At 38.9% G+C, this 25818-nt stretch carries 16 protein-coding genes and 2 tRNA genes; 2 read left to right on the top strand and 16 right to left on the bottom strand.

The annotated features are described in order from the left end of the window. The first annotated feature begins 67 nt into the window (after positions 1-67). Positions 68-138 (top strand) — tRNA-Gln (locus H9Q20_RS07910). A 595-nt stretch (positions 139-733) separates the two neighbouring features. Here H9Q20_RS07910 and argS read toward each other — a convergent pair. The 3 genes from argS to H9Q20_RS07895 form a co-directional block, all read right to left on the bottom strand. Beyond that, positions 734-2497, bottom strand: coding sequence for an arginine--tRNA ligase (argS, locus tag H9Q20_RS07905; RefSeq protein WP_187477446.1), 1764 nt, complete (start codon positions 2495-2497; stop codon positions 734-736). A 77-nt stretch (positions 2498-2574) separates the two neighbouring features. Further along, the gene (locus H9Q20_RS07900; protein WP_124640742.1) at positions 2575-4020 is read right to left on the bottom strand and encodes a SusD/RagB family nutrient-binding outer membrane lipoprotein; all 1446 of its coding nucleotides are present in this window, start codon (positions 4018-4020) and stop codon (positions 2575-2577) included. A 12-nt stretch (positions 4021-4032) separates the two neighbouring features. Continuing rightward, positions 4033-7086, bottom strand: a complete 3054-nt coding sequence (locus tag H9Q20_RS07895; RefSeq protein ID WP_187477445.1) for a SusC/RagA family TonB-linked outer membrane protein — start codon at positions 7084-7086, stop codon at positions 4033-4035. 449 nt (positions 7087-7535) lie between these two features. Here H9Q20_RS07895 and H9Q20_RS07890 point away from each other — a divergent pair, with 449 nt between their 5' ends. After that, a complete protein-coding gene (locus tag H9Q20_RS07890) occupies positions 7536-8120 on the top strand; it encodes a ribonuclease HII (RefSeq protein ID WP_124640741.1) in 585 nt (194 codons plus the stop codon). 356 nt (positions 8121-8476) lie between these two features. On the opposite strand, the gene H9Q20_RS07885 is transcribed toward H9Q20_RS07890, so the two are convergent. The 13 genes from H9Q20_RS07885 to H9Q20_RS07825 all read right to left on the bottom strand — a co-directional run bounded on the left by H9Q20_RS07885 (position 8477) and on the right by H9Q20_RS07825 (position 25806). Beyond that, positions 8477-9925, bottom strand: a complete 1449-nt coding sequence (locus H9Q20_RS07885) for an IS1182 family transposase (protein WP_187477341.1) — start codon at positions 9923-9925, stop codon at positions 8477-8479. Between the two features lie 153 nt (positions 9926-10078). Then, the gene (yidC, locus tag H9Q20_RS07880) at positions 10079-11884 is read right to left on the bottom strand and encodes a membrane protein insertase YidC (protein WP_187477444.1); all 1806 of its coding nucleotides are present in this window, start codon (positions 11882-11884) and stop codon (positions 10079-10081) included. 341 nt (positions 11885-12225) lie between these two features. Next, a complete protein-coding gene (dinB, locus tag H9Q20_RS07875) occupies positions 12226-13308 on the bottom strand; it encodes a DNA polymerase IV (protein ID WP_187477443.1) in 1083 nt (360 codons plus the stop codon). A gap of 235 nt (positions 13309-13543) precedes the next feature. Continuing rightward, positions 13544-13846: a DUF3467 domain-containing protein gene (locus H9Q20_RS07870; protein WP_124640738.1), complete on the bottom strand. Its 303-nt coding sequence runs from the start codon at positions 13844-13846 to the stop codon at positions 13544-13546. Positions 13847-13949: 103 nt separating this feature from the next. Next, a complete protein-coding gene (rpoC, locus tag H9Q20_RS07865) occupies positions 13950-18218 on the bottom strand; it encodes a DNA-directed RNA polymerase subunit beta' (protein WP_124640737.1) in 4269 nt (1422 codons plus the stop codon). 67 nt (positions 18219-18285) lie between these two features. Continuing rightward, entirely contained in the window at positions 18286-22116 is a 3831-nt protein-coding gene (gene rpoB, locus H9Q20_RS07860; protein WP_124640736.1) for a DNA-directed RNA polymerase subunit beta, read from the bottom strand. A 438-nt stretch (positions 22117-22554) separates the two neighbouring features. Next, the gene (rplL, locus tag H9Q20_RS07855) at positions 22555-22923 is read right to left on the bottom strand and encodes a 50S ribosomal protein L7/L12 (protein WP_124640732.1); all 369 of its coding nucleotides are present in this window, start codon (positions 22921-22923) and stop codon (positions 22555-22557) included. A 94-nt stretch (positions 22924-23017) separates the two neighbouring features. Beyond that, a complete protein-coding gene (gene rplJ, locus H9Q20_RS07850) occupies positions 23018-23596 on the bottom strand; it encodes a 50S ribosomal protein L10 (RefSeq protein WP_124640731.1) in 579 nt (192 codons plus the stop codon). 18 nt (positions 23597-23614) lie between these two features. Next, the gene (gene rplA, locus H9Q20_RS07845; protein ID WP_124640730.1) at positions 23615-24307 is read right to left on the bottom strand and encodes a 50S ribosomal protein L1; all 693 of its coding nucleotides are present in this window, start codon (positions 24305-24307) and stop codon (positions 23615-23617) included. Between the two features lie 11 nt (positions 24308-24318). Beyond that, entirely contained in the window at positions 24319-24762 is a 444-nt protein-coding gene (rplK, locus tag H9Q20_RS07840; protein ID WP_124640729.1) for a 50S ribosomal protein L11, read from the bottom strand. A gap of 192 nt (positions 24763-24954) precedes the next feature. Continuing rightward, positions 24955-25500: a transcription termination/antitermination protein NusG gene (gene nusG / locus H9Q20_RS07835; protein WP_124640728.1), complete on the bottom strand. Its 546-nt coding sequence runs from the start codon at positions 25498-25500 to the stop codon at positions 24955-24957. A gap of 17 nt (positions 25501-25517) precedes the next feature. Further along, the gene (gene secE, locus H9Q20_RS07830) at positions 25518-25721 is read right to left on the bottom strand and encodes a preprotein translocase subunit SecE (protein ID WP_124640727.1); all 204 of its coding nucleotides are present in this window, start codon (positions 25719-25721) and stop codon (positions 25518-25520) included. A gap of 14 nt (positions 25722-25735) precedes the next feature. Beyond that, positions 25736-25806 (bottom strand) — tRNA-Trp (locus H9Q20_RS07825). Between the last annotated feature and the right edge of the window lie 12 nt (positions 25807-25818).

The following is a 25818-nucleotide window of genomic DNA, read 5'->3' as shown; positions in this document are numbered from 1 at the left end:
TATTTTTTTCAAGAAAACACTTGCAAGTATTGAAAATAGCCGTATATTTGCACCGTTGAAAACAAAGAGACCCATGGTGTAACGGTAGCACACCGGTTTTTGGTACCGTTTGTTGGGGTTCGAATCCCTGTGGGTCTACTTAAATCGCTGGAAATAAATTTCCAGCGATTTTTTTTTGCACAATTGATACCTATTCGAATAAACGGATCAAGCAATCCAGTACAATAACAAACCTTGAGAACTCAGCTAAAAGCTTGAATAATCTGAAAAGGAAATATGAAGATTAATTTTAAATATTGGATTTTAAACAGTGTGTAAAATCCGTGTTTTTCCTCTTTCGTCAAAGTCAAAATCAGCATACCTTTGGACTATACTTTCTATTTTCTTCATAACATCAATTGATGTTGAATAAAGCCGGCTATTTGTCGGCTTTATTAACAATCTCCCCAAACGATTCTTCAAGTTTATTTTTTCTGAATATTGCTGTTTCCTAAACCGTTATTTTTTTTTCACACAACAGGCTCTAGCCTCATCATTTTTACCATCCCATCGCCATTACACCATTTGCAAACCCTAAAATCCTAGCCCAGATTGCAGCGGCATCCTTTTGTGGAGCTTTGCGGAACAAAAGATAGAGCGGAAAGCTGGCCGGGTCTCGAAAGAAAACCCATCTGTTGAAGCTACAAAAAAAAACCACCCAAAAATTGGATGGTTTGTATTATTTAAAATAAAATTACATTCTATTCACCGTTCCTATACCGAGCAATGCCAAGGATTTTTGAATTACAGAAGCAACCATGAAGGAAAGATGGAGTCTGAAATCAATGGTTTTCTGGTCATCGTGATTCAGGATGGGATTGTTTTGATAGAAGGAATTGTAGGACTTTACCAAATCGTACACATAATTGGCTACCAAAGCTGGACTGAGTGTATCAGCTGCTTTCTGCACCACCTCTTTGTAATTGGAAAGAAGCAACAAAACATTTTTCTCAGAGGCATTCAGGACAATATCCGCAGAACTGTTGAATTCGGTCTTTCCGGACTTGCCCAACAAAGACTGAATCCTTGCGTAGGTGTACTGAATAAATGGCGCGGTATTGCCTTCGAAATCCACAGATTTTTTGGGATCGAAAAGCATTTTCTTTTTGGGATCTACTTTTAGAATAAAATATTTCAAAGCACCCAAACCTACCGTTTCGTAAGAAGCTTCTTTCTGATCGTCAGTCAAACCTTCTAATTTCCCTAATTCTTGGGCTTTTTGCTTGGCGGTTTCGTACATTTCCTGCATCAGATCATCGGCATCGACTACGGTACCTTCACGGGATTTCATCTTACCTTCCGGCAACTCGACCATTCCGTAAGACAGGTGATACAAGTGATCTGCCCAGGCGTAGCCTAATTTTTTCAGGATTTTAAACAATACTTGGAAGTGATAGTCTTGTTCGTTACCAACGGTATAGATTAATTTTTGAATGTCGTTGTCTTTGAATCGCTCCACTGCCGTTCCCAAATCTTGAGTCATGTACACAGAAGTTCCATCGCCACGAAGGAGCAGTTTTTGATCCAAGCCCTCATCGGTAAGGTCGACCCAAACGGAATTGTCTTCTTTTTTAAAGAATATTCCTTTCGCTAACCCTTCGTTGATCAGATCTTTTCCTAAAATATAAGTTTGACTTTCGTATTGAATTTGGTCAAATTCAACCCCCATTCTTTTATAAGTTTCGTTGAAGCCGGCATAGACCCATGCGTTCATGGTTTCCCAAAGTTGTCGTACTTCTGGATCGTTATTTTCCCAATCCAGTAGCATTTTTTGAGTTTCCAACATGATTGGCGCTTGTTTTTTTGCCACTTCTTCTTCGATGCCTTGAGCTTTCAACTCGTTGATTTGGGTTTTGTATTGCTTATCAAATTCCACATAATAATTCCCCACCAATTTATCCCCCTTCAGGTTATTGGTTTGTGGAGTTTCTCCGTTACCAAATTTTTGCCAAGCCAACATGGATTTACAAATGTGCACTCCTCTATCGTTGATGATTTGAGTTTTGATTACATCGTAACCTGCTTCTTTCAGAATTTGAGCTACAGAGAAACCCAAAAGGTTATTTCTAAGATGTCCCAAATGGAGAGGTTTGTTGGTATTGGGTGAAGAGTATTCGACCATCACGGTTTGATTTTTGGGCATCACGGTTCCCAAATCGGTTTTCAAAAATTGAAACTGATCTACAAACAAATTGTTTTTCAGCATTAAATTCAAGAAACCTTTAACCACTTGGTAACCTTCCACATAATTGGTAGCAGTCTTCAAGAACTCTCCCAGCTCATTTCCCAAAGCATCTGGACTTTTTTTCAATAATTTAACCAATGGAAAAATAACAATGGTGAAATCTCCCTCGAAATCGGTTTTATTTTCTTGTACCTCCAGCACAACACCTTCGAGCTGGTACTGTTGAATGAGGATTTCAGAAATTTTCTCTTGTATTTGTAATTTAATGTTCATCTAAATAAAAATATGGGCAAAGATAAAAAATAAAAAACCGCTTCCAAAGAAGCGGTTCGTGGGTATAGATAAAAATATTAAAATTTGTCCCAGAAAATTTTAGTGTAAAGCTTATCTCCGCCAATTGCACTAGAACCTGCATCGTAGTTGGATGGGTTGGTTGTGATCTCCCCTACAGGATACATCAACCTTACAGGTACTTTGTTGTTGGCTTCAGTAACAGCGTTGTTTGCTGGCGCCAATTGAGGATAATCCAATCTACGGTAGAAATTCCATCCTACCAACGGTTGATCGTACATTGCTACCCAAGCTTGCTCACCGATGGATTTTTTCCAGTTTGCAGGATCGTAAGCATTGGTTGCTAAATATGCTGTTGCATCTGCAGCCGTTTTCCCCCATTGTAAGAACGATGCCGTAACTGCGTTATCATACAATGTTGCTGGAGCCCCACCAATCCCCCATCTTGCTGAAGCTTCTGCAAGATAGAAAGCCACCTCTGTATAGTTGAGCATAATACCAGGTGTTGTTTTTGCATAAGCAAAAGTACCTGGAGCAGAGTGTGTAGAGAATGAAGAGTTGTTACCAATTACACCTCCGATATAACTACCGTTTTTCAACTGAAAATAAGCAGATCTTCTAGCATCCGACCTTGCGTTCATATAATCAACCAATGTTTTACCAGCAACATAGTCATTTCTATTAGAAGCCACTAAGTTGGTGTACAACTGACTGTAGTTAGGAGAGTCCGACAGATATTGCAAACCACAGCTGTCCGCAGCACTTGTAAACACACCACCTGCAATGGCAGCTTGGCAAGTAGATTGAGCCAAACCAGGGTTAGAGTCTGCAATAGCAATACCCAATTTTAGCAATAGAGAATTGGCGAATAATTTCCATTTTGCCATATTCCCATTGTAATATTTTTCTCCACTAGAGAAACTGGTGCCTGCAGCATCAATATTAGCAATATCCGCTTGTAACCTTGTGATTAGTTGAGCATAAACGGTTGCTCCATCATCGTATTTAGGAAGCGGAAATTTATCCACATCTAAAGACTCAGAATAAGGCACATTACCATGAGCATCTACCAACAATTGGTAAGAATACACTTGGAGAATATCCAAGATTGCCAATTGATTTTTCTTGGTTGTTGGCCATGTTGCAACTTCATTTGCTGTTGGCTGATATTCGTTCACCAATTTCTTGGCTTGCTCTAGGTTTTTCAAAGATCTTACATACAGATAGTTCCAAACTTGGTCTGCCACTTTTCTGGTAGCGAAGTCGTATCTACTCTCATCTGTATAAGTCGTTTCTTGCCAATACTGCATGGTCAATCTGAAGTTATTAACATTCACATTGGGCGTGGTTACATAGTCCGTTAACTGCTTTTGAGAATAAGTTAACAAAGTTGATGGAACCGTTGTATAATAACTGTTCGGATCTGAATTAATTTCCGTAAGCGCATCATTATCACACGACTGCAATAAGGTAGCGACTAGTATGGTTGTAAATATTTTTTTCATTTTTTTTAAATTTTAGAAGTTCAACTTAACATTGAAAGATATCGTTCTTGTAGTAGGCATTGCACTCGCTTGATACCCTTGTACATTCCCTGCAGAAAGTCCAGTTTCCGGGTCTGCATACGGAAGGTTCTTTTTAATGATCCAAAGATTATTTCCGATTAAGCTAACAGAAGCACCTTTAACAAAAGTATTATCCAATAAAGATTTAGGAATACTATATGTTAAAGCCAACTCTCTTAATTTAATGTATGTTGCGTCATAGACAAACTGAGAGTTAGGATATGCTTGGTAACCAAAAGCACCGGTATTAGAAGCATCAATACGGATATCGTTGGCTACATATTGAGGATTGGTAGCCGTACCAATATTTTTCACCCCTGGAAGAATTAGACCACCACCGTCAGCAATTGTGTTACGAACAGGATTTCCTAGGTCATTCATGAAAACTTGATCTACATAAGCACCCGTATTTTGTCCGTAATATTGGTCAAGAGAGAAGATGTCTCCACCTTGTTTCCAATCGATTTGGAATGAAAGAGCGAAATCTTTGTAAGACACTTTGTTTACGATACTTCCAAACCAATCTGCCTGCATGTTACCAATTACAGCATTGGAGTTTGTTTTCAAATACTTACCAGCACTAGAACCCGTAGAGGCAACAATCGGATTTCCGTTGTTATCTCTTACATAATCCGTTCCTTTGATGGTACCAAAATCTTCGTTAAGTGAAGCATTGATCGTAACACCACCTTGGAAAGATCCTAAAGTAATATTCTCTACACCAGAAGCCAATTCTGTGACTTTAGATTTTGGATTGGACCAATTTAGATCCATTTCCCATTTGAAGTTAGATGTTTTAACAGGTACTAAATTCAACGCTACTTCAAAACCTTTAGATCTCATATTTCCAACATTCTGAACTTTTGAAGTATTCCCTGTAGATGTCGTTACCGGCAATGCTAAGATCTGGTCTTGAGTGTCATTTTGGAACCATGCAACATCAAAACCGATACGGTTTTTGAAGAACTGCATATTCAATCCTACCTCTTTAGCTTTTGTTCTTTCAGGTTTTAAATTTGGATTTTTTGCAGAAGTATTGAACGCATAAGAAGGAGTTCCGAAAGGAGTTGCCACACCATACTGATTCATCAATTGGTTCGCACCCAAGTCATTTCCTACCTCAGCATAAGAAGCTCTTAGTTTAGCAAAAGTTAGAGCATCCCAATCTTTCAACCCCGGCAAGTTGGACAACACGCCAGAGAATGAACCGGAATAATACCAATAATTCCTATTTTCTGAAGGCAAAGCAGAAGAAGTATCGTTTCTTACCGTTCCTTCTACATAGAAGGTTTTGTCCCATCCGAAACTCGCTTGTCCGAAGACACCATAAATTTTCTTAGAAGTATCTGTAATGGATGGCAACGGAGGAGGAGTAGCAGAGTTGGTTACGCTATAAACCCCAGGGATAAACAAGCCACCTTGCGTACTTTGAGAGTTGGAATAGAACTTCTGAACATTGATATTCGTACCCAATAAAGCAGTCAAGCTTAATCTCTTATCCAAGAAATCGTCTTTATAAGTACCGATCAAATCATAGTTGTCTTCTCCTCTTCTTTGGTTCACAACAGCATAACCCGATGGTTGATTTCCTGTTGATGGACCTATTGACATTGCATCCGGCAAGGATCCTACCGCTCTTCTTTCGTCTATGAAATAGGTAAATCCATCGTGAGACATTCTCGCCATCACATTGAATTTTTCATTGATATCGTAGCTAAGGTTGAAGTTACCCGCAAAACGATCCCTTCTGTCCGTTACATAATTTTCATACAATCTGAAGTACGGGTTATCCCAATACAAAGGAGCAATATCCGTTGGAGAGTTGATGTTCCAAGAATAATTTTTCCCTGAGTTCATGTAGAAATTCTTTTGATCCAAGATATCCACATTGGTAGCCCACCATTGTCTGAAGTTACCATTGATACCGTGATATCCGGTAGGGTTTTTCCCCACAGTACCTTGAGAAACATAGGTTGCATATAAATTTGCCGTTAAACCATCCGTCAACTTGTAAGAAGCCGTACCTGTAATGGCATTTTTATTCAATTTCGTATTAGGCAAGATGTCCGTACCGTTTACATTTTGATACGACAATCTAAAAGAAGATTTTTCATCGGCCTTACCAAAAGAAACTGAATTATTATAAGTTACAGCCTTTTCGTACAAATAAGAAGGATCGTGCTCTGCCGCTACCCAAGGAGTTGCAACGCCATAATTAGGCGATCCTGGAAGGAAAGATGTATATTGCCACACCAACTGGTTTGGATTGTAAGGTGCTCCATAAGAAGCATCTTCGTACATTGGAGACATTGGTTGTCCGTTATAATCATCAAATCGAGAATCCGGACCGTAGCTGTAGCCATAGCCATAACCTTGACCGTACACTTTTTGATACACCGGGAAAGTCTCTTTGTTGATCGCTGAAACGGAAATACTCGAACTGAAATCAATTCCTATTTTTCCGGATTTTTTCCCTTTTTTAGTCGTAATAATAATCGCACCGTTTGCCGCTCTAGATCCGTACAACGCTGTTGCAGCTGCACCCTTCAAGACATTCATCTCTGCAATATCGTCCGGGTTGATGTCGGAAATCGTATTCCCAGTATCCACACTTAGAGAAGAACTGTTAATGGAATTAGACACATTGAGCATCGGAGTCCCATCGATCACAAACAAAGGTTGGTTATTTCCCGTCATGGAGCGATAACCACGAAGAGTTACATCCACAGAACCTCCGACATTACCAGAATTTTTAATTTGTAAACCTGCAACCTTACCGGACAAATTGCTTGTAAAGTTGGCTGAAGGTGTTTTGGAAATATCCTCTGCTTTTACGGATTGCGATCCATAACCTAGAGACTGTTTCTCTCTTTTTATACCCAGAGCAGTCACCACCACCCCTTCGATGTCTTTTGTTTTTACGGAATCCTTCTTTTGCTGTGCATTTACAACACCAAATACAGAAGTAATCACTACCGCTAAAACACTTGCAGTTATTTTCTTCATATCAATTAATTTATAGGCACAAAAATGAAAAAAATATTTAACATATTCACAACTTTTTGTTAAATTTTATTAAATTATTATATAACAAACCTTCATCAATCGATTAACATGTATTATCAGTAATTTTTAAGTCGTTTTGATTGATTATAAATAAAATTCGGTAAATTTTTAATACAGAAATTGTTAATTTTCAATTTAAAAGATTTAAAGTATTTTCAATATATAAAGCTATTTATTGCATAATTTATTTATTTAATGCGTTTTTTTAGAACCACAACCCTGTGTTATAAACTTTTTAACAAATATTAAACAACTTCCAATCACACACATACATATAAAACATATCAACCACATTGTCGAATATACTTCAATATTTAACAAATCCATTAAAACAATGGGGAACTTTCTCTATTTTTAAATTAATTTTACAACTTAACTTAAACTATAAAATGGGACTACTAAACAGTTGGAGCAATCAATACATAGAAGCGGGATGTGACGAAGTAGGCAGAGGTTGTCTTTGCGGACCGGTTGTGGCAGCTGCAGTAATTGTAGATAAAAAATTTGAATCCCAACTCGTCACCGACTCAAAGAAACTGAGTGCTAAAACACGATTAGAATTGGACAAATACATTAAAGACAACGCTGTTGATTATGCCATAGCCGAGCTTTCGCCTTCTCATATTGATGAGTTCAACATTTTGCAATCGTCCATACACGCCATGCATTTGGCTCTGGACCAGCTAAAAATCCGTCCGGAATTGATATTGGTTGACGGTAACAAATTCCATCCTTACAACTTCATTCCTCACCAATGCATCATAAAAGGAGACTCAAAATTTTTAAGCATCGCTGCAGCTTCTATCATAGCGAAAAATTACAGGGACAACATCATGATCCAACTGCACGATGAATTTCCTGAGTACGACTGGAAAAACAACATGGGATACGCAACGAAAAAACACAGAGAAGCTTTGAAAAAATACGGACCAACCGAACACCATAGGAGATCTTTCCGATTGGACTACGACTAAATTTGAACTTTTAGAACTATCAAAATATTAAAAACCATTCAAGATTTTGGCTGCAGAAAAAATCCTTACAATTAAAGTAAATAAAAAAGGAAGCCGACTACAGATATTTTTAAATATTGGTCAATTTATAACGACTCAAAATAAAAACTCCCTGCTAATCTAGAGGTCACTGAAAAACCATCTTCATTTTGAATAAGATTTAATTTCAGACAAGAATTAAGAGCTTATTACACGACTTTAAAATCGGTAATAAGCTCTTTACATTTTTTGGAGTTCTAAATTTAATGGGTTTTGTAAAGCTTGTTTTGATTTAATTGGAGCTGAGTTTTAAAGATGATGATTTTGTTCTCTTTTTCTTAGATTAATTTCAGGATCCTCTTCAAATTGACTGCGAAAATAGCCAATGCTCCCTGCATTTGCATGTTTTCTATTCCATAAGAAGTGGCTCTTTTGTAACCATGAACATTTTTAAGTTCACTGTTTTTGGCTTCAATTTTATACCGGTGTTTCGACTTTTCTTTGTAATAATCACTTTCCTGAAAAGCCATCTGTTCTTGGTGTAATTCTGATTTTATAGAAACCGAGTAGGTTTTAGATTTTGCTCCGTCTTTGTAACAACCTTCTCTTAATGGGCAAACTTTACATTTTTCAACATCAAAATAATATACATCAGCTTGATTTTTGCCGACATTCTTTCTGTTCTGATGGGCTTTTCTGATGGCTAAATGCCCGGCAGGACAAACAAATCTGTCAGCATCCTTATTGTAATCAAACTGGTCTTTTTCTTTCCTACATCCTTGTGTAATGGATGGATTTAACTTTGCAACAATTTTTATATCCTGTTCGCTGGCAATTTTCAGATTTTCTTTTCCACTATAAGCCGAATCGCCAATGATGGTTTCCACTTCCATTCCGTTGTCTTGGCTCATTTGCAGTAATTTTGGCAATTCAGGCCCGTCTCCTTTTTCTCCCGAAGTTACCACTGCTGCGGTGATAATCCGCTCTTCACTCATCGCCAAATGTGTTTTGTAACCGAAAAAGGAACTGTCTGCGGATTTATGTCCGATTTTGGCATCCGTGTCTTTTGAGAAAGTTAGCTGTTCATCGGTGTCTTCGGCTGTTTCCCTCAAAAGATTTAATTTCTCTTTCACTGCCGGAATCTCACTTATTGATGGCTCATCTTCTATGCATTTTTCAAGTTCTCTACAATAAGCCAATTCTTTGTTCAGATCGTTTTCAGTATTCTTGACCGGCATTTTTGATTTGAAGTTTTCATCAAATTGATAAACCGTTTTACGAACTAATCTCGAACGCTCTCTCAGTACTTCTATGCTTGAAAATGGATTCGATCTAGATAAAGTATGTGTAGCGTCCACAATAATGGATCTGGATTTAATAATGCCTTTATCGATCGCTATCGTTACCGTTTTACCAATTAGAAGGTTCAACAAATCGGTATCTTTCAAGCGTAATTTCCTGAATTTTGTAAGTGAACTGGGGTTTATCACATCATCTTCGGGAGCCATATCTAAAAAATATTTGAAAGACATATCATAGCGGGAACGCTCTACCACATCTACATCAGAAACCGAGTAAATGCTTTTCAACAAAAGGTATTTGAACATCTTCACCGGACTTTCCGCATTGCGACCATTGTTCAAACAATACTTATTCAACAGTTCATCGTAGATGAAGGAAAAATCTATCAAATCATTAATTTTTCGAAGAAGATTTTCTTTCGGAACGATTAAATCATACAAATCGGAATAAGAACTAAACTGAATCTTTTGCTGTTGGACTAACATTCTTTATCTTTAAAAGACCTTATCAAGGTACAAAAAAAGGAGCTAAAATCCTAAGATTTCAACTCCTTCTTTTTCATATTTCCTGAAAATTCACTTTTTCAGTGATCTCCTAATCTAACAGGGAGTTGCTCTCATATAACAATCAACGATTGTTTATTTCTTTTTATTTTTTTGTTGCTCGTTGTACTTTTGTTGCTCTTGAGCCTGTTCCATCATCTCTCTCATTTTCTTTTGGAACTTGCCTTCTTTTTTAGGTTGCGCCTTGTTGGCTTGGATCTGAGCATGGATTTTTTTCTCGTCCAAAATCCAATATTTAATCACCAAAATAATAATGATGTTAATGGCATTGGACACAAAATAATACCAAGACAATCCGGATGGCGCCGAGTTAAGGAAGAAAAAGAAAGTAATGGGGAAAATATACATCAGCACCTTCATATTTGGCATTCCTTCCTGTTGCGGTTGCTGCATTTGTCCAGAAGTCATTACGGTATAAATGAGTATAACCACCGTACACGCAATTGCGAAAATGGAAATATGGTTTCCTATCAATGGGATATTGAATGAAAGCTTTATCAAATCATCATAAGCCGTAAGGTCTTTTACAAACCAAAAACTATCGCCTCTCAATCCAATTAAATTCGGGAACAAACGGAACAATGCATAGAAAATCGGGATCTGGATAAGTGCCGGAAGACATCCTGCCATTTGGTTTACCCCTGCTTTTCTGTACACTTCCATGGTTGCTTGTTGCTTTTTCATAGGATCAGCATCCTTGTATTTGGCATTCACCTCGTCAATTTCTGGACGAATTACCTTCATCATAGCACTCAGTTTGTGCTGCTTGTACATGATGGGAGAAGTGATGAGCTTAACAATAATCGTCAGCATAAAGATCACCCAACCGGCAGCCAATCCCCAAGTTGCGATAAAATCATACACCGGAATAAAGAAAACCCTATTCAGCCAACCGATGAACGACCAACCTAAAGGTAAAATATCTTGAAATTCTTTTCCTTCATACGATTTCAATAAATCCAAATCCAACGGCATAAAGTACCAAGTAAAATCTTGGTTAAACTCGCCTCCGTTCATAGCAACCTGACCTTGGAAATCAAATTTTTTCAAATATTCGCCTTCAGGAAAAGCCTCTTGCTTTCCTTTGGACTGTGTGAAACCTGACTTTGGCTCGATAACCGCCGTGAAGAACTGTTGCTTCACCGCCAACCAATTCAGCGTTTCTTTAGTTTCGTCCATATCGTTTCTACCATCGTAGTCGTATCCGCTGTAATTATCGAAGGCATATCCAAATTCTGTATGTTGCTCTTCTTGTGCACGACCTTTTTCTAAACCTCTCACTTGATAATCCCAAGAAAACTCGGTATGATTATCTGCAGTAACCTGAGATAGCCCTTTGGAATTCACCTTAAAATCTACCGTATATTTTGGTAAAAGAGTATAGATAAATTGCAAAACCGCACCGTTGATGTTGGTCGATAGCGTAACCTTGTTACCCTCCACAACCGGTGTAAAGACCAAATCTTTGGTATTGATGATCTTTCCCGTCTTATCTTTGAACTGGAAACCGTAAGTGGAATTGTTTTTTGAGAATAAATTCAAAGGCAAATCGGCCTCGTCGGTTTTGGTATTGTAGGCTTTGTATTTCAGCAACTCCACCGATGAAATCTGACCTCCCAAACTGGAAAACTCCAAATTCAACTCGTCGTTCTTCAAGTTTACTTTTTGGATATCACTTGCTGCAACGGCAGGATTGATGGTTGCTACCGGTACCGTTGGGTTTCCGGATGCTTGCTTTGCCGTTTTGGCTTCTTTTGCCAGCCTTGCTGCTTCTTCTTTTTGATCCTTAGTTTGGAAATAAAATAAGAATCCCATTAAAATCATGGAGAATACGAAGAAACTGATCAGTTGCTTCTTGTCTAAACCTTTGTTTTGTTCCATTTTAAATATTTAAAATTAAGCCTTTTGACCCGACTTAATAGGTGTTTAAAATTAAAGCGACAAAAATAGCGAATTTTTGATAATAAGTTGTTTTTAATTGTTGAAATTATCGGGTGATGAAGTGATAAAGTAATGCGTTAATGAAGTGATGTGGTGATGAAAGAAGAATAGACAGCCACGCAATACATTCAAAACTTTTATAGAGGGCAAGCCCAGAAGTTGTAGCCCAGATGGGAGCGGCATCCTTTTGCTTTGCCTTGGAATGCGGGTGGGAAGCAAAAGATAGAGCGGACAGCTGGACGGGTCTTGAAAAAAGCGACCCAATTGATGCTCCAAAAAAACTAATCGAACCCTTCGTCGAAGGGAAATTTGAGTTGTACGGAAATTTGTTTTTTCTCGTTGATGTTCAGGTTGGACATGGAGAGCCCCAAGAGGCGCACCGACTTGTTAAAAGGGCGCAGATCCCAGAGTTGCTGCACGATTTCTAAAAAATCTTGCCCATTTTCATAATAGCAGTCTTGTGTCTTGGATCGGGTGAATTGGGTAAAATCTTTGTATTTAATTTTTAGCGTGAGGGATTTGCCTTTTATTTCTTTTTTTTCCAGCCTTTGTTCCAGCTCCTCGCAAAGGATTTTCAGTTGGCTTTTCACTTCGGTATCGTCGGAGATGTCTTCCCAATAGGTGTGTTCTACCGCTACGGATTTTTGCAAACGATTGGCCTTTACCTCGCCTTTGTGTTCACCTCGAACGACATGGTAATAGTAGTAACCGCTTTTCCCGAAATGGCGCATGAGGAAGTCCAGGGATTTTTCCTTGAGCTCTTTCCCGGTAAAAATGTGGTGTTGGTGCATCTTGTTGGCAGTTACTTTCCCTATTCCGTAAAATTTTTCGATGGGCAAGGCTTCCATAAATTCTGCAATCTTATTGGGATGTATGGTTTTTTGTCCGTTGGGTTTGTTGATGTCCGAAGCCACTTTGGCCAAAAATTTATTGATAGAAATCCCTGCCGAAGCGGTGAGACCTGTTTTTTCGAAAATTTTCTGCCGGATTTCTCTGGCAATATCGTTGGCGGAGGCTATTTCTTTTTTGTTTTCGGTCACATCCAGATAGGCTTCGTCCAAGGACAAGGGTTCTACCAAATCGGTGTATTCGTGGAAAATTTCGTGGATTTGTTTTGAGATTTCTTTGTATCGTTGAAATCTGGGCAGGATAAAGATCAGTTGGGGACATTTTTCTTTGGCCTTTTTACTGGGCATGGCAGATCGGACGCCAAATTTTCGAGCTTCGTAGCTGGCTGCAGCTACCACACCACGGTGTTCGCCACCCACAACAATGGGTTTGCCTTTTAGTTCCGGATTGTCGTGTTGCTCCACCGATGCATAAAAAGCATCCATATCAACATGTATGATTTTCCGGTATTTCATCTTGCAAAAATATTGAAATTAGTATAAAAAACGCACGAAATACAAAGAGAGAGGAAAACTTAATGGCTGTAAAATGTACAAAAATGTACAAAAAGAGCATGAAAATTTCATTTACTTTTGCACCCAACAAAACACATATTTCAAATATTAGAAACTAATAACCATTCTCTATTGAAATTAAAAGAAATGCCCCAGCGATTGCTGAGGCATTTTTTATGCGGTAATAAGATGAATCTTACGCATTTACATTGTTTGCTCCCAATACGAAAGGCTCTACTTCTTTGATCTCTCCGAATTGTTGTTCGTAGTTTGCGATATTTTGTTGAAGCGCATTCAATACTCTTTTAGCGTGCAAAGGAGCTAGGATTACTCTAGATCTTACCGTTGCTTGTTGTACACCCGGCATCATTTGGATGAAATCCAAGATGAATTCAGATGGAGAGTGATTTACTAAAGCTAAGTTACAATATACCCCAGCAGCTACCATTTCGTTAAGTTGAATGTTGATGTTCCCGTCTTGTGGATTTTGATTGTCCATGATAATTTTGTTTAAGTTAAATTTTTATATTAATAATTCTGGTTTCAAGTATGCAAATATATCATTTTACTTGAAACTTGAAACCAGAAATTAAAAAATTTTATTAGTTGATGTCTTCAAACTCTTTGCTTGAACCAACGATTACATTTTGGTAAGTTTTAAGACCTGTACCTGCAGGGATTCTGTGTCCTACAATTACATTCTCTTTCAAGCCGTTTAGGCTATCAACTTTACCGGCTACCGCTGCTTCGTTAAGCACCTTGGTTGTTTCCTGGAAGGACGCTGCAGACATGAAGGACTTGGTTTGTAGAGCGGCTCTTGTGATCCCTTGCAATACCGGAGTTGCGGTTGCAGGAAGCACCTCTCTTACTTGTACCAATTGTAGGTCTTCTCTCTTCAGCTTGGAGTTTTCGTCTCTCAATTCTCTTGCCGTGATCATCTGACCCGGTTGTAGGCTTGTAGAGTCTCCGGCATCTACAACCACCTTCATACCGAAGATGCGGTTGTTGTCTTCCAAGAAATCCAGTTTGTGTTCCAGAGCACCTTCTAAGAATTGTGTATCTCCACCGTCAACGATCAATACTTTGGTCATCATCTGTCTTACGATGATTTCGAAGTGTTTATCGTCAATTTTTACCCCTTGCAAACGGTACACCTCTTGGATCTCGTTTACCAAGTATTCCTGAACGGCTGTTGAACCTTTGATTCTTAGGATATCTTCAGGAGTGATGGATCCGTCTGAAAGTGGAGTTCCCGCTCTCACGAAGTCATTTTCCTGTACTAAGATTTGGTTGGAAAGTTTTACCAAGTAGGTTTTTCTTTCGCCAGTTTTCGCCTCAACGATCAATTCTCGGTTACCTCTCTTGATTTTTCCATACGATACAACGCCATCAATCTCAGTTACTACAGCTGGGTTGGATGGGTTACGCGCTTCGAAAAGTTCGGTAACTCTTGGAAGACCTCCGGTGATATCCCCTGCTTTTGCAGACTTTCTTGGGATCTTGATCAAAATTTTACCGGCTTTGATTTTCTCACCGTCGTTTACCATAAGGTGGGCCCCTACAGGTAAGTTGTATCCTTTTTGTTCAACACCTTTAGAATCTACAACTTTAAGCGTTGGTACGGCTTTTTTATTTCTAGATTCGGAGATTACTTTTTCTTCGAAACCGGTTTGTTCGTCGATTTCCAATTGGAAAGAAACCCCTTGGATGATGTCTTCGTACTCAATTTTACCAGAAGTTTCTGCGATGATTACCGCGTTATACGGATCCCACTTACAGATCACATCACCTTTTTTCACCTTATCGCCTGGTTTAACAGAGATTTCGGCACCGTAAGGGATGTTGGCCACCATCAATGGAGTTCTGGACTCGCTATCCGTTACCAAACGGAATTCAGTTGAACGAGAGATTACCACCTCACGAACATTTCCAAATTCGTCTTCGGAAGCGATTGTTCTAAGTTCGTCCATTTCCACGATACCGTCTCTTCTGGCAACGATGGAAGGATTAACAGAGACATTCCCCGCGGTACCCCCTTGGTGGAAGGTTCTTAGGGTAAGCTGTGTACCCGGTTCCCCGATGGATTGTGCTGCGATAACCCCAACGGCTTCCCCCATGTGGATAGGTTTACCTGTTGCCAAGTTTCTACCGTAGCATTTCGCACAGATCCCTTTTTTGGCCTCGCAAGTTAATGGAGATCGTACTTCTACGGCATCAATTCCGGCTTCTTCAATTGCTTTAGCCAACTCTTCGTTGATGATAGAGTCTGCGTGGCAAAGGATTTCGTCCGATTCTGGATCGTAGATATCGTGTAGGGATACTCTACCCAAGATTCTTTCAGAAAGTTTTTCAACGATTTCGTCATTTTTCTTCAGTGGAGTAATTTCAGTACCTCTTAGTGTACCGCAATCGTCTTCTGTAATGATAACATCTTGTGCTACATCCACCAATCTTCTGGTTAGGTAACCTGCATCGGCAGTTTTAAGAGCGGTATCCGCAAGACCTTTTCTCGCACCGTGGGTAGAGATAAAGTACTCCAAGATGGAAAGACCTTCCTTAAAGTTTGCCACAATTGGGTTTTCGATAATTTCGGCACCCACAGCACCCGCTTTTTGTGGTTTTGCCATCAAACCTCTCATACCGGACAACTGACGGATCTGTTCTTTAGACCCCCTCGCACCAGAGTCAAGCATCATATAAACGGAATTGAAACCACCTTGATCGGTTTTCATTCTGCCCATAATCATTTCGGTAAGTCCGGCATTGGTATTGGTCCAAACATCAATTACCTGGTTGTATCTTTCGGTGTCTGTAATAAGACCCATGTTATAGTTTCCTGTAATTTCAGTAACGGTTTCAACCGCTTTGGCAATCATTCCTTTTTTCTCTTCAGGAACTACAATATCTCCGAGTGAGAAGGAAAGACCACCTTTGAAAGCGTTAGAATATCCTAAGTCTTTCATTTCGTCCAAGAATTTCACGGTAGTTGGGAAATCGGTTTCGGCCAAGATTCTACCAATGACATTTCTAAGTGACTTTTTGGTCAACAATTCATCGATGTATCCTACTTGTTTAGGAACGATTTGGTTAAACAAAATTCTACCCACAGTAGTTGGGATTAATTTCGTTACCAATTCTCCGTTTTCATCCTTCACAGGAAGTTTACATCTCACTTTTGCGTTTAGGGAAACTTGCCCTTCAGCATAAGCGATTTCCACTTCTTCTGGAGAGTAGAAAGCAAGACCTTCGCCTTTCACTTTCATGGTTTCTGTAGAATCCAATTGTTTGGTCATGAAGTATAGACCCAAAACCATGTCCTGAGAAGGTACCGTAATTGGCGATCCGTTCGCAGGGTTCAGGATGTTTTGAGAACCTAACATCAATAACTGAGCTTCCAAAATTGCTTCTGGACCTAGAGGCAAGTGTACCGCCATCTGGTCACCATCGAAGTCGGCGTTGAATGCCGTAGTTACCAACGGGTGAAGTTGGATGGCTTTACCTTCGATCATCTTAGGTTGGAATGCTTGAATACCAAGTCTGTGAAGTGTAGGTGCCCTGTTCAATAGAACCGGATGACCTTTCATCACATTTTCTAAGATATCATAAACAACAGGTTCTTTTCTGTCGATGATTCTTTTTGCTGATTTTACCGTTTTTACAATTCCTCTTTCAATTAGTTTTCTAATGATAAACGGTTTGTAAAGCTCGGCAGCCATGTCTTTTGGAAGACCACATTCGTGCAATTGCAAGCTTGGTCCAACGACAATTACAGAACGAGCAGAATAATCTACCCTTTTCCCTAGTAAGTTCTGACGGAAACGACCTTGTTTCCCTTTTAGGGAATCGGATAAAGATTTCAACGGTCTGTTGGATTCTGACTTCACTGCAGAAGATTTTCTGGTGTTGTCGAACAATGAATCTACCGATTCCTGAAGCATACGCTTCTCGTTTCTTAGGATTACTTCTGGAGCTTTAATCTCCAACAATCTCTTCAAACGGTTATTTCTGATGATTACCCTACGGTAAAGATCGTTCAAATCTGATGTTGCAAAACGACCACCGTCCAACGGTACCAACGGTCTTAGTTCTGGTGGGATAACAGGAAGAACACGCATCACCATCCATTCTGGGCGGTTGATCATTCTGGTGTTGGCGCCTCTTAGGGCTTCAACAACATTCAGTCTTTTTAAAGCTTCTGTTCTTCTTTGTTTGGATCCTTCGTTGTGTGCTTTGTGTCTTAGTTCGAAAGACAAGGCATCCAGATCGATTCTTTTCAACAATTCCTCGATGGCTTCAGCACCCATTTTGGCGATGAATTTATTAGGATCGCTATCGTCCAAATATTGGTTCTCGATTGGAAGGGTATCCATGATGTCCAAATATTCTTCCTCGGTAAGGAATTCCATTGGGTCGAAATCTGAACCGTCGGCTTTTTTAGCTATACCTTGTTGTACCACTACATATCTTTCGTAGTAGATGATCATGTCCAATTTCTTGGAAGGCAAACCTAAAAGGTAACCAATTTTGTTAGGTAAAGAACGGAAGTACCAGATGTGAGCTACCGGCACTACCAAATTGATGTGCCCAACTCTTTCTCTTCGTACTTTTTTCTCGGTTACTTCTACCCCACAACGATCGCAGACAATCCCCTTGTAACGGATTCTTTTGTACTTTCCGCAAGCACATTCGTAGTCTTTGATGGGACCGAATATTTTTTCGCAGAACAAACCGTCTCTTTCCGGTTTGTGAGTTCTATAGTTAATCGTTTCCGGTTTTAGGATTTCTCCTCTGGATTCCTGTAAAATGGATTCCGGAGATGCTAGACCGATCGTGATTTTTGTAAATCTGCTTGATTTATTTTTATTTGACATAACTTTTTTAATTTTGAATTATAAATTTTAAATTTTAGATTAAATTTTCTTTAATAAAAATTTAAAATTATTCCTCAAGTCTTACATCAAGTCCAAGACCTTGCAATTCGTGAAGTAATACATTGAAAGATTCCGGAATACCAGGTTCTGGCATTGCTTCCCCTTTTGCAATGGCTTCATAAGTCTTGGCTCTACCCATAACATCATCGGATTTAACCGTTAAGATTTCTCTTAGGATGTTGGATGCTCCAAATGCTTCTAGAGCCCAAACCTCCATCTCTCCGAAACGCTGACCACCGAATTGAGCCTTACCTCCTAACGGTTGTTGCGTAATCAATGAGTATGGCCCGATGGAACGAGCGTGCATTTTATCATCTACCATGTGTCCCAGTTTCAACATATAGATTACCCCAACAGTTGCAGGTTGTGTAAATCTTTCTCCTGTACCACCATCGTAAAGGTGAGTGGATCCAAATTTCGGCACTCCGGCTTGTTCTGTATATTCGGTAATTTGCTCTAAGCTAGCTCCATCAAAGATTGGTGTTGCGAACTTCAAGCCCATGTTTTTACCGGCCCAACCTAGTACGGTTTCGTAGATCTGTCCAATGTTCATACGAGAAGGTACCCCTAGTGGATTCAGAACGATATCTACCGGTGTTCCATCTTCTAGGAATGGCATATCTTCTTCACGAACGATTCTCGAAACGATACCTTTGTTACCGTGACGACCCGCCATTTTATCTCCTACATTCAGTTTTCTTTTCTTCGCGATATACACTTTGGCCAACTTCATGATACCTGCTGGCAATTCGTCCCCGATGGAAATAGCAAATTTCTCACGGTTTTTAACTCCGGAAATATCGTTGAATTTGATTTTATAGTTGTGGATCAATTGGTTGATCAAATCGTTTTTGTCTTGGTCTACAGTCCAATCCAATCCGGAGATGTTCGCATAATCCTCAACAGATTGAAGCAACTTCAAGGTAAACTTTGCACCTTTACCGATTACTTCTTCTTCAAGATCGTTTTTCACACCTTGGGAAGTTTTTCCGCTTACCAAAGTATTCAATTTTTCGATCAAGGTATTTCTTAGCTCGGTAAATTGAACTTTGAATTTGTTTTCAATTTCTTCAAGTTTCAATTTTTCCTCGGCTCTTTTCTTTTTGTCTTTGATGTTTCTGGAGAACAATTTCTTGTTGATTACTACCCCTCTTAGAGACGAGTCTGCTTTTAGGGAAGCATCTTTAACATCACCTGCTTTGTCACCAAAGATGGCACGAAGCAATTTTTCTTCCGGAGTTGGGTCAGACTCTCCTTTTGGAGTGATCTTACCAATCATGATGTCACCAGGTTTCACTTCGGCACCGATACGGATCATACCGTTTTCGTCCAAGTCTTTGGTGGCTTCTTCGGAAATGTTCGGGATATCGGAAGTCAATTCTTCCATACCCAATTTGGTATCTCTAACTTCTAATGAATATTCATCAACATGGATAGAGGTGAACCAGTCTTCGCGAACTACTTTTTCGTTAATTACGATCGCATCCTCGAAGTTGTACCCCTTCCAAGGCATGAAGGCCACTACTAAGTTTCTACCCAATGCCAATTCTCCGTTTTCGGTCGCGTAACCGCCACAAAGAACCTGACCTTTTTCTACCGTTTCTCCAACTCTTACAATTGGTTTCAAAGTAATGGTGGTCGATTGATTGGTTTTTCTGAATTTCGGCAAGAAATAAGTTTTCGTTGCGGACTCGAATTGTACCAAATCTTCATCTTCGGTTCTGTCGTATTTGATGGTAATCTTTTCAGCATCAACATACTCAACAATACCTGTTCCTTCAGCATTGATCAATACTCTAGAGTCTGCGGCAACTTGTTTTTCCAATCCTGTACCTACGATTGGAGCTTCAGGCTTTAACAACGGTACTGCCTGACGCATCATGTTAGATCCCATCAATGCACGGTTCGCATCATCGTGCTCCAAGAATGGGATTAGAGATGCTGAAATACCCGAGATTTGGTTAGGAGCTACATCGACCAGGTCAACTTGGCTACCGTTAACAACCGGATAATCACCATCCAATCTTGCGATAATTCTATCGGTTTCAAATTCACCTTTATCGGACATTTCCACATTCGCCTGTGCGATTACTTTACCTTCTTCATCTTCAGCATTTAGGTAAATTGGAGCGTCATTAAGATTTACTTTTCCGTTTTCTACTGTTCTATATGGAGTTTCGATAAAACCAAGGTTGTTGATTTTTGCGAAAAGCCCCAATGAAGAGATCAAACCAATGTTTGGTCCTTCAGGAGTTTCGATCGGACAGATACGGCCGTAGTGCGTATGGTGAACATCTCGCACCTCGAAGCCGGCTCTTTCTCTTGATAAACCACCAGGTCCTAGAGCCGAAAGTCTTCTCTTGTGAGTCACTTCGGACAATGGGTTGGTTTGGTCCATGAACTGAGAAAGCTGGTTGGTACCAAAGAAGGAGTTGATAACAGAGGTTAGTGTTTTTGCATTTACCAAATCTACCGGAGTGAAGATTTCGTTGTCACGAACATTCATTCTCTCGCGGATGGTTCTAGCAATTCTAGAAAGACCAACACCAAACTGTCCTGCCAACTGCTCTCCAACGGTTTTAATCCTTCTGTTGGAAAGGTGGTCGATATCGTCCACTTCCGCTTTAGAATTCACCAATTCGATCAAGTGACGAACGATTGCGATGATGTCATCTTTTGTAAGAACTTCTGTTGAAGTTGGAATATTAAGACCCAATTTCTTGTTCAAACGGTAACGACCCACTTCACCTAGAGAGTATCTTTGCTCGGAGAAGAATAATTTTTCGATAATTCCTCTTGCAGTTTCCTCATCTGGCGGATCGGCATTTCTTAACTGTCTATAGATGTACTCTACCGCTTCTTTTTCGGAGTTGGTAGGGTCTTTTTGTAGTGTATTTTGGATGATGGAGAATTCTCCTGAATTTTCTTTGTGGATCAAGATGGTTTTAACACCGGCTTCCAAGATCAAATCCAAGTGTTCTTTTTCAAGAACGGTCTCTCTATCCAAGATAATCTCATTTCTTTCGATGGATACTACCTCTCCGGTATCTTCATCTACGAAATCTTCAAACCATGTATTCAAAACTCTTGCAGCCAAAACGCGACCTTCAACTTTTTTAAGGGCAGCTTTGGATACTTTTATTTCTTCAGCCAAGTCGAAAATCTGAAGGATGTCTTTATCCGACTCGTAACCGATTGCTCTAAGCAATGTGGTTAAAGGTAATTTTTTCTTTCTGTCGATATAGGCGTACATTACGCTGTTGATATCGGTTGTAAATTCCATCCAAGAACCTTTGAAAGGGATAATTCTGGAATAATACAATTTGGTACCGTTGGCGTGATAAGTCTGACCAAAGAAAACCCCTGGAGAACGGTGTAACTGTGTTACCACTACCCTTTCGGCACCGTTAATGATGAAAGATCCAGAAGGGGTCATGTACGGAACCGGACCTAAGTAAACATCTTGAATTACGGTTTGGAATTCTTCGTGTTCAGGGTCGGTACAATACAATTTCAATCTCGCCTTTAAAGGCACAGAGTAGGTTAGTCCTCTTTCCACACATTCGTTGATGGAATAACGAGGAGAGTCTACCAAATAATCTAGAAATTCTAATACGAATTGGTTTCTAGAGTCGGAAATTGGGAAGTTTTCTTCGAAAGTTTTGTAAAGCGCTTCGTTTTTTCTAGCGTCTGGAAGTGTATCCAATTGGAAAAATTCCTTGAACGATTCGATCTGAATATCCAAGAAATCCGGAGTGATCACTTTTCCTTTCACGGCTGAGAAATTTACACGCTCGTGTTTTCTTTCGCTTTGCTGAGTTTTTGTTGTTTTACTCATAAAAATTTAAGAAAGTGGGGTTAAAAAATATTTTGATTTCACTAAAAAATATCAGAAACTCTATTTGAATAAAATATAAAATTAAAATTCTAGCTTTCTAAGATTGGATCGGTTGATTTTTGGCGCAATCAGAATTTTCCGTTTCTTATGATCTTTAGAATTTTAATTAAATAATTAAAAAAATATGATTTCTAAGTGCAACACCGGTATATCTTTTCACGATGTAGTGCAAAATATTTTCCTAAATGGGCGTAATGTATATAAACAAGAAATCCCTTTTGCAAAGCAAAAGAGCTGAGTTACAGGGTATTAACTAGATATAAACAATTTTTTGCGCCAAAATAGACTGCAAAATTAATAAAATTTAATAAGTCTTACAAATTTACCATAAAAAAAGCCACCCTAAGTTAGGATGGCTTTGTTATGTTTCGGTTAGAATTATTTCAATTCAACTTCAGCACCAGCTTCTTCTAATTGTTTTTTCAAAGCTTCAGCTTCGTCTTTAGGAACACCTTGCTTGATTGGAGAAGGAGCACCGTCTACGATGTCTTTAGCTTCTTTAAGACCAGCACCAGTTAAATCTTTAACCAATTTAACAACAGCTAATTTAGAAGCACCTGCAGATTTCAAAATTACATCGAAATCTGTTTTTTCTTCAGCAGCATCAGCACCACCACCAGCAGCTACAACTACAGCAGCAGCAGCAGGCTCGATTCCGTACTCATCCTTAAGGATAGTTGCTAATTCATTTACATCTTTTACCGTTAGGTTAACAAGCGTTTCCGCTAAATTCTTTAAATCTGACATTTTTTTAATGTTTTTTGTTGAACGATTATGTTTATTTTTTTTGAGAGTCTTTCTCTATGCCAAGTTTAGACTTGGACTTTTGTTATGAGTAAAATTACTCAGCTGAAGCTTCTGGAGTTTCAGTAGCTTCTGCTGCTGGAGCCTCTTCCACTGCTGGAGTTTCGGCAACAACTTCTTCAGCAACTGCACCTGCAGCTTCTGCTTTGTTTTGCAATGCAGATACCAATCTTTGGATAGGAGATTGAAGCAATCCGATGATTTCTCCAAGCATTTCTTCTCTAGATTTGATATTTGCAAGAGTTTCTAGGTTGTTATCTCCTAAATAGAAAGTTTCTTGTACGAAAGCCGATTTCAAAGCTGGCTTAGTATCCTTCTTTCTGAAGTCTTTGATTAATTTTGCTGGAGCGTTAGCCGTTTCAGCAACCATCAAAGCAGAGTTACCTTTGAATGTACCGTACATTTCAGAGAAATCTACATCCAATTGTTCCATTGCTTTTTGTAGCAATGTATTTTTTACCACTTTTACAGTGATGTTATTTTTAAATGCTTGTCTTCTGAAATCAGATGTTTTTTGAGCATTCAAACCTTCAAGATCAGCTACATAAACAACTTTAGCATCCTGAAGCAAGTCTTTGATCTCTTGTATTGCTACAACTTTATTATCTTTTGTCATTGTCTTTAGGATTTATTATTAGTTTACAGCTTTTGTATCAATTGCAATACCTGGGCTCATTGTAGAAGACAAATAGATTGACTTCACATAAGTACCTTTAGCAGCAGTTGGCTTCAATTTCATAAGAGTTTGCAACAATTCAGTAGCATTTTCTTTCAATTTATCAGCATCGAAAGATACTTTTCCAATTGCAGCATGGATGATACCGTATTTGTCAACTTTGAAATCGATTTTACCAGACTTTACTTCAGAAACCGCTTTTCCAACTTCTAGGGTTACAGTACCGGATTTAGGGTTTGGCATTAGACCTCTTGGACCTAACACTCTACCTAATGGACCTAATTTACCCATTACAGCTGGCATGGTTACGATAACATCAACATCTGTCCAACCTTCTTTAATTTTTTGAAGATATTCGTCTAGACCCACATAGTCAGCACCTGCAGCTTTAGCTTCAGCTTCTTTATCTGGAGTTACCAATGCCAATACTTTAACATCTTTACCAGTTCCGTGAGGAAGAGATACTACACCTCTTACCATTTGGTTTGCTTTTCTAGGATCTACACCCAATCTAACTGCGATATCAACAGAAGCATCGAATTTAGCAGTATTTACTTCTTTTACCAAAGAAGTACCTTCTACTAAACTGTATACTCTACCTTTCTCTACTTTGCTTAAAGCTTCTTTTTGCTTTTTTGTTAATTTTGCCATTGTAATTAGTTTTAAGCGTTAGTTGGTTTAGTTCCTGTTACTCTTACACCCATAGATCTTGCTGTACCAGCAACCATTGTAAGGGCAGAATCCATGGTGAAGCAGTTCAAATCACTCATTTTATCTTCGGCGATTTTTTGTACTTGTGCCCATGTTACAGCACCTACTTTGTTTCTGTTAGGTTCTCCAGAACCGCCCTTGATCTTTGCAGCTTCCATCAATTGGATTGCAGCAGGAGGTGTTTTGATTACGAATTCAAAAGATTTGTCTTCGTACACTGTAATTACTACAGGCAAAACTTGTCCTGGCTTGTCTTGGGTTCTTCCGTTAAATTGCTTACAAAACTCCATGATGTTCACACCTGCAGAACCCAATGCTGGACCTACTGGTGGAGAAGGGTTAGCAGCGCCACCTTTCACCTGAAGTTTTACCATTTTAAAGACTTTTTTAGCCATTTTATGATTTTTAAATTTTGAATATTAAATGAGTTTGGAAGCATTTATTATTCATACCGAATTGTTTATCTCACTTCACAAGACGATATTTTGGTTTGCAAAAGTATGAATAATATTTTATATGCAAAAATATTTTACAAAAAAAATAAGCTAACTGTTTTCAGAAAGCTTATTTATTTTTTTAATAGTTCATTAAACTATTTTTTCTACTTGCATATAGTTGAGTTCCATTGGTGTTTTACGACCGAAGATAAGTACAGAAACTTCAATTTTTCTTTTATCTTCAAGGATTTTTTCAATGGTCCCGTTAAATCCGTTAAACGGTCCATCAATAACTTTTACAGTTTCTCCAACCAAGTATGGAATGGCAATATCTTGTGCAAATTCAGATAATTCATCTGCTTTACCAAGCATTTTATCCACTTCATGTTTTCTCATCGGCACTGGATCGCCACCTTTGGTTAAGCTCAAGAAAGAAATTACGCCCGGAATATTTTTAATTACATGGGGTACTTCTCCTAACAAATTAGCTTCTACCATTAAGTATCCTGGATAGAAGGGTCTTTCTTTAACCGACTTCTTTCCATTTTTTACTTGGATTACTTTTTCCATCGGAATAACTACTTGAGTTACATAGGCTTCAAAACCCAATCTTCTCATTTCATTCTCGATGTAGTTTTTCACTTTATTTTCCTGTCCGCTAACTGCTTTCAGCACATACCATTTCAAATCGTTCATAGGTGGAAAATATTTAATTAATTAAAGACATTAATTAACATCGCGATGATATTTCTTAAGGATTTAGAGAAAACTTCGTCTACTCCAAAAGTAAATACCGACAAGATAAGTGTAGCAACAGAAACTACGATAGTAGAAGACTGTAGCTCTGGCCATTTTGGCCATTCTACCTTTTCTTTAAACTCGGTAATAGATCCTTTTATAAAATTTGCTAAACTCATTGTTCTTTTATTTGCACGGGCACAAGGACTCGAACCCTGATCAACGGTTTTGGAGACCGGTATCCTACCATTGGACGATGCCCGTAGATTAAAATAG

Origin of the sequence: Amniculibacterium sp. G2-70 (assembly GCF_014353055.1) — a bacterium.
Classification (GTDB): Bacteria; Bacteroidota; Bacteroidia; order Flavobacteriales; family Weeksellaceae; genus Amniculibacterium; species Amniculibacterium aquaticum.
The sequence above is the reverse complement of the archived record's forward strand: the minus strand, read 5'-3'. Positions and strand labels throughout refer to the sequence as shown.